The following is a 13,349-nucleotide window of genomic DNA, read 5'->3' as shown; positions in this document are numbered from 1 at the left end:
TTTTAAAGTCAAGGATTAATTTGTAAACATCTGAGTCCAATAAGTAGTACCATTAGCGTTTACATAACCAACTCCAATAGTTCCAAAGCTTGGATTAAGTATATTAGCTCTATGACCTGATGAATTCATCCAACCATTTACTACGGATTCAGCACTAAAATATCCTTTAGCTATATTTTCTCCTGCAGTAGTATATTTGATTCCAAAACTTTTCATCATACTAAAGGGATCTCCATAGGTAGGAGAATTGTGGCTGAAATAATTTTTATTAGCCATATCTTGGGACTTGGCTCTAGCGACTTTAGATAGTTCTTCACTATAAGCCAAGGGAGCTAGTCCAGCTTTTTGTCTTTCTATGTTTACAAGTCTAACCACTTCCATCTCTATTGATGTATTTGTACTATCTTTGGTTTCAGGAACTGGGTTGCTTGGTTTTGTTTCAGGAGTTGTATTGCTATTGTTCTTATCGTTACTAGGTGTTGTATTGTTATCATTATTATTATTATCTTTATCAATATTAGTATCTGGTGTTTCTATTTCTTCTACAGGAGTATCAGGTTTTTTAGGTACATTAGTGTTATTTTCATATTCCCAAAAATTAGGGGTAAATCTGATAACTACATTATTAAATCTATTTCTTAAGTAATTATTTGAGTAGCTATTGTAAGTTATTACATAGGCATTTTTATAACTATTGCTACTAGGTGTATAATAAGTATTGTCTTTGTAGTTAATACTTGCAGCCTGTCCTACAGATGTTGATAAAAACATAGTTGTAGCTAATGAAATCAATATTTTTTTACTCTTTTTTTTCATTTTATATCCTCCTTAAATTTTAAATTCAATCCGTCCCCCTTTCTTTTTTTGTTTTTTAAAAGTATAACATTAAATTTTTATTAAATAAACAATCAATAGATGGCAGGTTAACATAATATTGGAAATTCCATAAAATAATAAGTCCTACATACGCAGGACTTATTAAAACTACATTATTTAATTCTTATTTGATGATATACTTTTTTACCTTTACGAATTAAAATTTTTCCATCTTCAAAATCCTTTAAAGTAATAATTTTATTTATATCTTCAACTTTTACATCATCTATAGATAATCCACCTTGTTCAATAAGCCTTCTACCTTCGCTATTGGATTTTGTTAGACCAACATCTTTTATCAAATCTAATATTCCTATACCCTTTTCTAACAAATTTTTATCAAATTCTGTAAAGGGTATAGAACCTCTTTCTTTGGAGCCTTCAAATAATGCTCTTGCAGCATTTTGGGCTTTAGTAGCTTCTTCTTCTCCATGAACCATTTTGGTTACTTCAAAGGCGAGGACTTCTTTTGCTTTGTTGATTTCAGCTCCTTCTAGAGAACCTAGTCTTTTTACCTCATCCATAGGCAAGAAGGTTAATAGACTCAAGAATTTTTCCACATCCCTATCATCTGAATTTCTTAGGTATTGGTAAAATTCATAAGGAGATGTTTTTTCTGAGTCTAACCATATGGTACCTGCTGCTGTTTTACCCATTTTAATTCCTGCTGCAGTGGAGAGAAGTTTGAAGGTCATGGCATATACTTTATCTCCTTCAAGTTTTCTAACTAGTTCATATCCTCCTAATATATTAGACCATTGGTCACTGCCTCCCACTTGGAGGCGACAGTTGTAATCCCTAAACAGTTTTAAATAATCGTAGGACTGCATTAGCATGTAGCTAAATTCAAAGAAGGTTAATCCTTCCTCTAGTCTGTTTTTATAGCAGTCAAAGGTAAGCATTCTGTTTACGGAGAAATGAACTCCTACTTCCCTCATGAAATCTAAGAAATTCAAATTTAATAACCATTCTGCATTGTTAACCATAATAGCCTTATCATCATCAAAATCGATGAATCGTGAAAGTTGTTCTTTAAATCTCGAAGCATTATGATCAATTGTTTCTTTAGTGAGCATTTTTCTCATATCTGTTCTTCCTGAAGGGTCTCCTACCATAGTGGTTCCGCCACCTAATAGAGCAATAGGCCTATGACCTGCTCTTTGCATATGCATCATAACCATAATTTGAATAAAATGGCCTAGGGTTAAGCTATCAGCAGTAGCGTCAAATCCAACATAAAATGTAACAGACTCCTTATCTAAAAGCTCTATAAGCTCTTCTTCATAGGTTACCTGATCAATATAACCTCTTTCTTGTAGGACATCAAAAACATTAGCCATTATATAACCTCCTAAATTATATTTGTTTTCATAAAAAAAGGGTATCTTCTCATGAAAGGACGAGAAGACACCCGTGGTACCACCTTAATTCGCATATAGCCTCTAATCACGTAACGTGTGATAAACGCAATAGTTTCCTATTGAAACTATGGATTCGTAATTCGCTCAATTATTAGGTTACAAATCTCTCACCAAATGATTTATTCTCTGTATTTTTAACCATAATGAGCTACTAATATCCGTCATCGTCTAATATTGATTTATAATGTATATTAATATATAAAATAGATATTGTCAAGAGTAAAAAAGAGGACTATATTAGTCCTCTACTATCAATTCCACACTATTTTCCCATAGACCGTGAATGTTACAATAGCTTGTAGCATGAAGGGTTCCAGATTTCTCAACCTTAAACTTAGCTGATACATAAGGTTCAGTAAAGATTCCATGCTCTCCATGACTATTGAAATTATAACTGCCTATCTCTACTGGGAAATTACTTCCTTCTGGATGGAAATAAAGCTTAATCCATGATATGTAATGCTCCAGAGTATTTGGATGAGCAATTTCTTCACCAATGTTAAGGTTAACTTCAACTATATCTCCTTTTTTAACTTTCTCAGGAGCATGAATAACTGGTACATGTTTTTCACCTTTCCAATCTCCACTTTGATATAATTTTCCAATACTTTTCATATTAAATAACCTCCTAATTTAATTGATAATATTCATAGTGAATAACCTATATAGATTGATACCCAAGTAATACAAAAAATACACAATATAAAAGTAATTATTTATTATTTTAGGTATAATAGAAATGAATCATTTAAGAAAGGAAGAATATCATGAGACAAATAGAGTTAATTGCAACAACAACTTTTGGGTTAGAAGCTGTTGTAAAAAGAGAATTACAAAACCTAGGATACAGTGATTTAATGGTTGAAAATGGAAAGGTCACCTTTAAAGCTACAGAGAGAGATATTCCTATTACCAACTTATGGTTAAGGTCTGCTGATAGGGTGTTATTAAAGATAGGAGAGTTTAAAGCTACTTCTTTTGATGAGTTATTTGAAAAAACAAAGGCTCTTCCTTGGGATGAATGGATTACAGAAGATGGAGAATTTACAGTGGAGGGAAAATCAATAAACTCTAAGCTATTTAGCATTTCAGATTCTCAAGCTATAGTTAAAAAAGCTATTGTAGAAAAGATGAAATCTAAATATAAAAGGGATTGGTTTGAAGAAACAGGGGCTAAATTTACAATAGAAGTATCTTTACTTAAGGATATTGCAACTTTGACCATTGATACTTCAGGCCCTGGTCTACATAAAAGGGGATATAGAACTCATAGTGTAGAAGCCCCTTTGAAGGAAACTTTAGCTGCAGCTTTAATCCAATTGAGTTATTGGAACAAGGATAGGTTTTTGTCAGACCCTTTCTGTGGCTCAGGAACTATTCCTATTGAAGCAGCAATGATTGGGAAGAACATAGCACCAGGATTAAATAGGAATTTTGCTTCTGAAGGTTGGCCTAGAATAAAAAAAGAGTACTGGCAAGATGCTAGAAGAGAAGCTTGGGATGTAATGCTTAAAGATTTTAATTTGAATATTATTGGTTCAGATATTGATAAAAAAGCTGTGGAATTGGCAAAAGAAAATGCAGCAAATATAGGTTTAGAACAGGATATAAAATTTATTGTTAAGGATGTTAGGGACTTTATTTTTAAAGAGGACTACGGGGTAATTATTTGTAATCCTCCCTATGGTGAAAGAATAGGAGAAGAAAAAGAGGTGGATAAGCTGTATAAGGATATGGGGGAAATTTTTAGAAAACTAGATACCTATTCCATATATGTTCTAACCTCAAATGAATATTTTGAAAGATTATATGGAAAAGAGGCAGATAGAAAAAGAAAACTATATAATGGTCGAATTAAAGTGGATTATTATCAATACTATGGACCTAGGCCACCAAGAATTTAATGAGAATATGAATAGTTTAAGGGTATAATTGAATTAGAAGAATAAAAGGGGGGCGCAGTTATGAGTATTTATACAAAGACTGGCGATAAGGGAACTACTTCTTTATTTGATAACAAAAGGGTACCAAAGGATGATATAAGGGTAGAAAGCTATGGGACAGTAGACGAGCTAGTGTCTTTTTTAGGACTTACAAAGAACTATATGGATGATAAAGAAATATTCGATCTTATTCAGGAAATTCAAAACAAGCTATTTACTGTGGCCAGTAATTTAGCCACAGAAGACAAAACAAAAGTAAAATATCACATAGTAGAAGAAGATATTAAATATTTAGAAGACAATATCGATGAATACATGGGTAGATTAAATAATCCTACGGGCTTTATAATTCCTGGTTCAGGGAAGAAATCTGGCTATCTTCATGTTTGCCGAACTATATGTAGAAGGGCAGAAAGAAAAATAATCACCTTAGGTTCTCATAGTGAGGTAGACCCTTTGGTGATTAAATACGTGAATAGATTATCGGATTTGATCTATGCTCTAGCTAGGTATTTGGAAGAAGAAGAAATAAAGGTAGAATATAGACCTTAAATAATAGTTAAATCCTAATATGTTCTACCATTTTATTTAATTCATCAGCAATGGAAGATAGATTTTCAATAGAAGTTGTAATTTCTTCCATAGAAGCAAGGTTGTTTTCTACAGCAGCAGCGCTAGTCTCAGAGGCTGCTGTTGTTTCTTCAGAAATGGCAGATATTTCTGAAGCCCTTTCCAATATATATTCACTATTGTTACGGACTTCTTTGGCAGCTTCTGTAATTTCTGTTATCAATATATTGATTTGATCAATTTTAATCAATAAGTCATCAAAGGATTTTTTGGTTAAATCTGCAATATTTACGCTTTCTTCTACTACTTCGCTTACTTCATCGATGCTAGTTACTGCACTTGTACTACTATTAGTTACATTGGAAGTGATAGATGATATTTCTACCGAATATGTATGGGTAGCATCGGCTAATTTTCTAATCTCCTCTGCAACTACTGCAAACCCTCTACCGGCTTCCCCAGCTCTTGCAGCTTCAATAGCAGCATTTAATGCAAGAAGATTTGTTTGTTCAGCTATTTCATTAATAATAACTACTATATTATCAATATTTTTAATCTGATGATTTAATTCTTCTATAATATTTGAAGTATCTTTTGTAGTGTTCTCTATTAAATTGACCATATGGATGATTTTATCTACATCTTCATAACCTTTTTTTGCAGACTGGGCCATGGAAATGGAGAGTTCACCAGCTTGTTCTGCAAAGTTTTCCGTATCTTGAGATAGATTGTTTAGGTTAGAAATAGCTTCACTTAATTCGGATATATTCATAGAGGTATCTTCTGAACCTTTAGCAATTTCATTAACGCTCATAGCTATATTTTCAATGGAAGATGTAGTCTCTTCAATTACCGAGGATAAGTTTCTAGTATTATTAGCTAAAACATTAGAATTTTTTCTAACTCCTGTAGTCATTTTCTTAGTAACAGATATAATTTTATTTAAAGAATCTCCTATTTGAGGAAGTTCTTCAATGTTTTTAATAGCTTCTATTTTGGTATAATCTCCTTTGGCTATATGTTCTATTGTTGAAGTAATTATATCAAAAGTTTTATTAATTATTTTATTGAACAGAACTCGAGTTATTAGACCAATTATTAATGTGTTTATTATTGCTATAAATAAGATATGTAGCTGTGGGTTTTGGATTAAATCCATATCAATGGAATTGACAATGAAATAAGTAGCAATTATACTTATAAAAATAGTTATAAAAGTAAAAGTAAAAAATCTGAGTTTTAATTTATTCATTGAAATTTCCTCCTCTAGTTTAGACTAATACATATATGATACTATATATTTAATTTTATGTTAATAGAGAATAAAGAAGAAAGTGGGAAAATGGGGAAAAATATCTGGAATATTTTTTTATAAGTATAAAGATTAAATACTTTGTGTTTTGAAAATTATTATGATATCATTAAACAAAGTAGCTATTATATATAAAGGGTGATAGTATGCTTATTAGAGAAGATTCAAACTCTTTAGTTAAAAGGATTAAAGAATTCAGTAAATTAAACTATCATGTTCTCGAAAGTATGGCAGATTGGGTTAGAGTAGTGGATTTTCATGGTACCATTATATATGCCAATGAAGCAATGAAAAAAGCTTTAGGAGATGATTTAATAGGTAAGAAATGCTATCAATCTATTGGTAAAGATGAACCTTGTGGTTTTTGCATATCTAAAAAAAGTATAAAAACTAGTGAAACCGTTCAAAAAGAAGAAATAATAAATGGTAGATATTTTTCTGTTAAAAGCTCTCCATTAACAGATTCTAATGGTGATGTAATAGCTGCAGTAGAAGTCTTAAGGGATGTAACAAGAGAAAGGAAATTGGAACTTGAACTAATTGAGAGAAACAAAAAAATGATTAAGGATTTAAGATTTGCCAAGAGACTTCAACATAGAATATTACCAAAGAAGGGCGTTTATCAAACATTGAAAATAAATCATCTATATAAACCTTCAGAGATGCTAAGCGGAGATATGTTTGATGTTTTCCATATAGACGAAGACAATATTGGGATATATATCTGTGATGTGGTTGGAAATGGCATTACAGCTTCTATGATGACTATGTTCGTTAGACAAACCATGAGAGCTATAAAGGATGATGTTTTAAGTCCTTCTGTTGCTCTAACAGAACTCCATAAGGAATTTAGCACTTTAGGCCTAGAAGTGGATAAATATTTTACAATATTTTATGCAGTATTTAATACTAAAAGCAATCATTTCAAATATGCAAATGCTGGTCATAATTGTATTCCTATTAAATATAATTCTAATGAAATTGAATTATTGACAACGAAGGGATTTCCCATATCCTTAATATTTAATGAAATATATTATGAAGAAAATCATATTATATTGAATGAAGGTGACAAAGTACTGTTTTATACCGATGGAATAACGGAAGTAAAAAACATAGAAGGAGAAGAATTTGGAGTGGATAGGATAGTTGATATTATAAAGAATAATGGTGTTGGTATATTGAATAAAATAGTAGAGAATGTGGAAAAGTTTAGATGGGGAGAACAGGAAGATGATTTTGCAATGGTATTAATGGAAGTGCTTAAATGATAAAAGTCCTAGAAGGTAACTTCTAAGACTTTTTATTATTAAAAATATAGATATAGGTTAGAATAAATTAATGGAGGGAAGTTTATGGATAATATTACATTTGATTATTCAAACAGTTTTATTGAAGAACACGAAATGGATTGTATGAAACCTATAATACAATCTTCTCATAGATTACTACATGATAGGGTGGGGATAGGCAAAGAATTTACTGGATGGATAAACTTACCTAGGAATTACAATAGGGAAGAAATTGAAAAGGTTAAGGCTTATGCCAACAAAATAAGAGAAGATTCCCAAGTGTTTATACTAGTAGGTATAGGGGGATCCTATTTAGGTGCTAGGGCATGTATAGAGGCTTTAAATCACAATTTTTATAATAACCTATCCCATGAAAAACGGAGAGGGCCTGAAATATACTATGCTGGGAACAATATAAGCAGTAATTACATATTGGACTTATTGGATTTAATGGAAGATAAAAATATTAGCATTAATGTAATATCAAAATCAGGGACTACTATGGAACCAGCATTGGCTTTCAGAATTTTTAAGGAATATATGGAAAATAGATATGGAAAAGATGAGGCGAAAGAGAGGATATATATTACAACAGATAGTTCTAAGGGAGCCTTAAGGGAGCTAGCTGAAAGAGAAGGATACACTTCTTTTATAATACCTGATGATATTGGTGGGAGATATTCTGTACTTACTGCAGTAGGCTTACTTCCTATAGCTGTTTCAGGAATAGACATAGATAGACTTATGGATGGAGCCTTATCTGGAATGGAAGAATACTCAAAAGATGATATTGAAGAAAATATATCTTATCAATATGCTTTAGCTAGAAATATTTTATACAATAAGGGAAAGGATATAGAGGTATTTATTAATTATGAACCCAATTTATATTATTTCTCTGAATGGTGGAAACAGTTATATGGAGAAAGTGAAGGAAAGGATAATAAAGGGATATTTCCTGCTACTGCTAGTTTCACAACGGATTTACATTCTTTAGGTCAATTAATCCAGGATGGGAAAAGGAATTTGTTTGAAACTACAATAAATATAGGAAATCCAAGAAAAGACATGATTATAAGAAGAGATAAGGAAAACTTGGATGGGCTTAATTTTTTATCCGATAAAACTATTGATTTTGTTAATAAGAAAGCTTTTGAAGGTACTTTATTGGCTCATACTAAAGGTAGAGTGCCAAATCTAGTACTTAATGTTCCAGAGATTAATGAATACTATTTTGGGAAACTAATCTACTTTTTTGAAAAGTCCTGTGCAATTAGTGGATATATATTAGGGGTTAATCCTTTTAATCAACCGGGAGTAGAAGAATATAAAACTAATATGTTTAAACTTTTAGGAAAACCTGGATATAAGTAAAATCTAACCTCTAATTACCGTTAGCCTTTATTTAACAATAGAGTGTTTAGTGTTTTTAATATTGTTAATAAATAAACAATCTTTAGTTGTTTTATTATATTTTATCTGATAAAATATGAATAGATTATTATAATTATAATTGGGGGTTGGAAATGCTATGGGTTTTAAGTATATTCAATTTAAAAAAGAAAAAAACATAGGCATTTTATCTATTAACAGACCTAATGCTTTAAATGCATTAAATTCTGATGTTTTAGATGAGCTGGACAAGTCAATAGATAGGGTAATAGATGATGATGAAGTACATATATTGATAATTACTGGAGAAGGACGTGCTTTTGTTGCAGGAGCAGATATTTCTGAAATGAAAGATATGGATTTATTTAGAGCCAGGAAATTTGCAGATAAAGGGTTAAAACTTTTTAGGAAAATTGAGCTAATGGAAAAGCCTGTTATAGCCGCTGTAAATGGATTTGCTTTAGGTGGTGGATGCGAATTAACCATGTGTTGTGATATAAGGATAGCATCCCCAAAGGCAAAGTTTGGGCAGCCAGAAGTAGGTCTTGGGATTATTCCTGGATTTGCAGGAACCCAAAGATTATCTCGTATTGTAGGTTTAGGGAAAGCTAAGGAGTTAATATTCACTGCAGATATGATAGATGCAGAAGAAGCCTATAGAATAGGCTTGGTCAATAAAGTAGTTCCAGAAGAGGAATTGATAGATGAAGCTATGGCTATAGCCAATAAAATTGCATCTAAAGGACAAATTGCCGTTAGATTTTCAAAAGTTGCAATAAATAGAGGAATAGAAACGGATATTGAAACAGGTCAAGCTATTGAAAAAGATTTATTTGGATTATGTTTTGCTACAGAAGACCAGAAAGAAGGTATGGAAGCGTTTCTAGAGAAGCGCAAACCAAACTATAAATTAAAATAAAATCTGGGGGTGTTTATATGAAGAAAATTGGTATATTAGGGAGAGGTACTATGGCCTCTGGGATAGTACAAGTTTTTGCTCAAAAAGATTATGATGTTATAATGTGGGTTAGAAGTATTGATGCATCAAATCCAAGGGGAAGTTTAAAAGGAGTAGATAAAAGTTTAGATAGGTTAGTTAAAAAAGAAAGGATTTCTGAAGAGGACAAGAATAATATATTGAAAAGAGTTGAAATAACTACGAATTATGAAGATTTAAAGGAATGTGATTTAATTGTGGAAGCTATTTCAGAAGATATGGATGTTAAGAAAGAGACCTTTAAGAGATTAGATGAATTATGTAAAGAAGATACAATATTAGCTACAAATACTTCATCCTTGTCCATTACTGAAATTGCAAGTAGTACAAATAGGCCAGATAAAGTAATAGGAATGCATTTTTTCAATCCAGTTTCTGTAATGAAATTGGTGGAAATTATTAAGGGTATTGGAACTTCGGAAGAGGTTAAAAATCAAATAATTGAATTATCTAAAGCTTTAGGCAAGACTCCAGTTGAAGTAGAGGAAGCTCCTGGTTTTGTGGTAAATAGAATACTTATTCCTATGATTAATGAAGCAGTAGGTATATTAGGAGATGGAGTAGCAACAGTAGAAGATATTGATGAGGCTATGAAACTTGGTGCAAATCATCCAATGGGGCCATTGGCCTTAGCTGATTTAATAGGCTTAGATGTTTGTTTGGCAATTATGGATGTACTATATACTGAATTTGGTGATTCAAAGTATAGAGCCCACCCACTTCTCAGGAAGATGGTAAGGGGTGGACAATTAGGAAGAAAAACTAAAAAAGGATTTTTCGATTATTCTAGATAAAGTATATAAATTAATTGATGAAAACTTTCTTTTTGATATATATCAAAAAGAAAGTTTTTTGATATATAAAGATGGAGAATGGACACAATATATAGCAAATATCATTTATGGAAGGTGGCTAATAAATGAAAACTTTTTGGAAAGTATTTATTGTGTCCTTTATATTTTTCTTTATTGCAATTTTTTTAGGCTCCTATTCTTATTTGAAATCCAATGAAAATAGGTTAAGGTCAAATATTAGTGACGGAGAATCCAAAATAGAAAAAAAATACAATATCGAAGAACAAACTGCTAATATCAAAACCTATTCTTCTTTATCGGAGGCCTTTAAAAAGAGTAATAGGTTAAATGTAATCTTATTGGGAATGGATGATGCTAGAACAGACACAATTATATTTGCAACCTTTGACCCAATATCTAAACAGGTAAACGCAATTTCTATACCAAGGGATACCTATGTCCATAGAAAGGGATATAATAGAGGGGAACAAAGAAAGATTAACGCTATATATGGGGACCATGGTGTAGAAGGGGTAAAAAAAGCAGTATCTTATATATTGGGAGGAGTTCCTATCCATCATTACATAATAATGGATTATGAAGGGGTAGAAAATATTATTAATTCAATTGGTGGAGTAGAAGTAATGGTACCTTTTCATATGAAATATAAAGACCCTACTGCAAATCCCCCTTTGAATATAGACATTAAAGAGGGGAAACAGGTTTTAAATGGTAAAAAATCTTTAGAATTTTTAAGATATAGAAAGGGAAATAACAACGGAAGTGGTTATATAGATGGAGATTTAGGTAGGATTAGATCCCAACAACAATTTCTTCAATCTTTTATCCATAAGACTTTGTCCTATCGACTGCCTGTAATTATTAAGAAGGGATTTGATTATATTAAAACGGATATTAAGCTTTGGGAAGGTATTAATTATTCAAGAAAAGTTATAGATATGAAATCAGATGATTTTATATTTATGACTTTACCAGGAAAGGCAGAATTAAAAAAATATGATGGTAAAATTTTATCCTATTATATATTCAATTCTAAGGAAATTAAAAAATTATTAGAAGATATTTATAATGTAAGAAAGACTTCTGTTGAAAATCCTTAAATTGAGAAACCCCCTAAATTTAGGGGGTTAAATGGCTTCCTTTTCATTGTTTTCTAGCATGGCTTCTCCTATGGTATAAACATTACCTGCTCCCATAGTAACTACAATGTCTCCTTTTTTAGCATTCTCAAGAATATAGTTTTCAATACTTTCGAAAGAAGATATATATTTAGCATCTATTCCATTCTTCAACAAGGCCTCTACCAAATGGGTAGAATGTATAATACCATTATCCTTTTCTCGGGCAGCATATATATCTGGTATTATGACTTTATCTGCTTCTGAAAAGGATTCAGCAAAACTATTTAACAGTATTTTTGTCCTTGTATAGGTATGGGGTTGAAATATACACCAAATTCGACTATTTGTAGAGTTTTTCAAAGCTCTTAGTGAGGCTTTAATTTCTGTAGGGTGATGAGCATAGTCGTCAACTATTTTTATACCATTTATAATTCCTTTCACTTCTAGTCGTCTATGGGTCCCTTTATATTCCTCTATAGATTTCAATATAGTATCAATAGGAACTCCTAAAATATGAGTAGCTGCAATGCTAGCTAATGCATTGTAGACATTATGAATTCCCATTACATTTAACTTCACTGGATATAAGGATTCCCCTTTTATGTTAAGCATAAACCTTGGGTAGCCTTCTGACGTAAAGGAGATATTTTCAGCCGAATAGTCAGATTTATTATTTAATCCAAAGGTAATTGCTTTAGCTTTTGTATTTCCTATTACCTTTTTAGCGTTTATATCGTCAGAGTTTATAATTAGATGCCCATTATCTTTAATATTTCGACCATATTGAGTAAAAGTATCTACTATATGATCGATATTTTCAAAATAATCTAAATGTTCTTCTTCCATGTTTAATATAATGGCTATTGTAGGGTAGTACTTCAAAATATTTCCCTTATATTCACAAGCCTCTGTCAAAAGATATTTTTTAGTGCCTAACTTAACATTTCCACCAATTTCATCTAATTGGCCCCCTAGTAAAATAGTGGGTTTTAGTAGTGAACGATTTAATATTGTGGCAATCATACTAGTTGTAGTTGTTTTACCATGGGTTCCAGATACTGCAATAGAATTTTCATAATTTTTCATCAGCGCACCAAGAAATGTTGCTCTATCGACAGTTGGGATATTGTTTTCAAAAGATTTTACCAATTCTTCATTATCCTTTGATATGGCATCTGTATATACAATTAAATTAGCTCCATTAATATTGTTTTGATTATGACCTATGTAAATATCAGCACCTAAGGTTTTTAATCTTTCAATAATATAACTATTATTCATATCAGAGCCTGAAACTTTATACCCTTCTATTAATAAAATTTCAGCCAAACCACTCATACTAATCCCACCAATTCCAATGAAATGTACGTGAGAGTATTTATGGTCATTTATGCAAAATTCAAACATAAACTTACCTCCTATGTTGTTCAAATTGAATGCTTTCTTTCAATATTATTACCAAGTTACATATTAATATTATTTTATTCCAATAAGTGTTTTTTTGCCACTGCTTGATTATATCATATTACTATAATAATAAAAAGGCAATATTAAAGGCCTATTACAAAATTTGTAAGGCACAGATTTTAATCAAATAATATTAATATTAA

At 31.2% G+C, this 13,349-nt stretch carries 12 protein-coding genes; 7 read left to right on the top strand and 5 right to left on the bottom strand.

The window, feature by feature from the left end; all coding sequences use genetic code 11:
• Positions 1 to 15: 15 nt before the first annotated feature.
• The 3 genes from C3E90_RS01645 to C3E90_RS01635 all read right to left on the bottom strand — a co-directional run bounded on the left by C3E90_RS01645 (position 16) and on the right by C3E90_RS01635 (position 2,912).
• Positions 16 to 816 carry a CAP domain-containing protein gene (locus tag C3E90_RS01645; RefSeq protein WP_236913807.1) on the bottom strand — a complete coding sequence of 267 codons (801 nt, stop codon included), beginning with the start codon at positions 814 to 816 and terminating at the stop codon, positions 16 to 18.
• A 173-nt stretch (positions 817 to 989) separates the two neighbouring features.
• The gene (tyrS, locus tag C3E90_RS01640; protein WP_236913806.1) at positions 990 to 2,216 is read right to left on the bottom strand and encodes a tyrosine--tRNA ligase; all 1,227 of its coding nucleotides are present in this window, start codon (positions 2,214 to 2,216) and stop codon (positions 990 to 992) included.
• Positions 2,217 to 2,534: 318 nt separating this feature from the next.
• Positions 2,535 to 2,912, bottom strand: a complete 378-nt coding sequence (locus tag C3E90_RS01635; RefSeq protein WP_236913805.1) for a class II SORL domain-containing protein — start codon at positions 2,910 to 2,912, stop codon at positions 2,535 to 2,537.
• 152 nt (positions 2,913 to 3,064) lie between these two features.
• On the opposite strand from C3E90_RS01635, the gene C3E90_RS01630 reads away from it, so the two are divergent.
• Both C3E90_RS01630 and C3E90_RS01625 read left to right on the top strand, forming a co-directional pair.
• Positions 3,065 to 4,201, top strand: coding sequence for a THUMP domain-containing class I SAM-dependent RNA methyltransferase (locus C3E90_RS01630; protein WP_236913804.1), 1,137 nt, complete (start codon positions 3,065 to 3,067; stop codon positions 4,199 to 4,201).
• 60 nt (positions 4,202 to 4,261) lie between these two features.
• Entirely contained in the window at positions 4,262 to 4,792 is a 531-nt protein-coding gene (locus C3E90_RS01625; RefSeq protein ID WP_236913803.1) for a cob(I)yrinic acid a,c-diamide adenosyltransferase, read from the top strand.
• A 7-nt stretch (positions 4,793 to 4,799) separates the two neighbouring features.
• Here C3E90_RS01625 and C3E90_RS01620 read toward each other — a convergent pair whose 3' ends face one another.
• Positions 4,800 to 6,062: a methyl-accepting chemotaxis protein gene (locus C3E90_RS01620; RefSeq protein ID WP_236913802.1), complete on the bottom strand. Its 1,263-nt coding sequence runs from the start codon at positions 6,060 to 6,062 to the stop codon at positions 4,800 to 4,802.
• 206 nt (positions 6,063 to 6,268) lie between these two features.
• Here C3E90_RS01620 and C3E90_RS01615 point away from each other — a divergent pair, with 206 nt between their 5' ends.
• From C3E90_RS01615 to C3E90_RS01595, 5 genes are all read left to right on the top strand, one after another.
• Complete coding sequence (locus C3E90_RS01615; protein WP_236913801.1) at positions 6,269 to 7,393, top strand: SpoIIE family protein phosphatase; 1,125 nt, start codon at positions 6,269 to 6,271, stop codon at positions 7,391 to 7,393.
• Positions 7,394 to 7,477: 84 nt separating this feature from the next.
• Positions 7,478 to 8,788 (top strand): glucose-6-phosphate isomerase, encoded by a 1,311-nt coding sequence (locus C3E90_RS01610; protein WP_236913800.1) that lies wholly within the window; start codon positions 7,478 to 7,480, stop codon positions 8,786 to 8,788.
• Between the two features lie 157 nt (positions 8,789 to 8,945).
• Positions 8,946 to 9,725, top strand: coding sequence for a short-chain-enoyl-CoA hydratase (locus tag C3E90_RS01605; protein WP_236913799.1), 780 nt, complete (start codon positions 8,946 to 8,948; stop codon positions 9,723 to 9,725).
• A 17-nt stretch (positions 9,726 to 9,742) separates the two neighbouring features.
• The gene (locus tag C3E90_RS01600; RefSeq protein WP_236913798.1) at positions 9,743 to 10,597 is read left to right on the top strand and encodes a 3-hydroxybutyryl-CoA dehydrogenase; all 855 of its coding nucleotides are present in this window, start codon (positions 9,743 to 9,745) and stop codon (positions 10,595 to 10,597) included.
• A gap of 125 nt (positions 10,598 to 10,722) precedes the next feature.
• Positions 10,723 to 11,718, top strand: coding sequence for an LCP family protein (locus tag C3E90_RS01595; RefSeq protein WP_236913797.1), 996 nt, complete (start codon positions 10,723 to 10,725; stop codon positions 11,716 to 11,718).
• 27 nt (positions 11,719 to 11,745) lie between these two features.
• On the opposite strand, the gene murC is transcribed toward C3E90_RS01595, so the two are convergent.
• Positions 11,746 to 13,146 carry a UDP-N-acetylmuramate--L-alanine ligase gene (murC, locus tag C3E90_RS01590; protein ID WP_236913796.1) on the bottom strand — a complete coding sequence of 467 codons (1,401 nt, stop codon included), beginning with the start codon at positions 13,144 to 13,146 and terminating at the stop codon, positions 11,746 to 11,748.
• Positions 13,147 to 13,349 lie beyond the last annotated feature (203 nt).

It is taken from the genome of Clostridium sp. Cult2, assembly GCF_021655075.1.
Classification (GTDB): Bacteria; Bacillota; Clostridia; order Tissierellales; family Tepidimicrobiaceae; genus Schnuerera.
The sequence above is the reverse complement of the archived record's forward strand: the minus strand, read 5'-3'. Positions and strand labels throughout refer to the sequence as shown.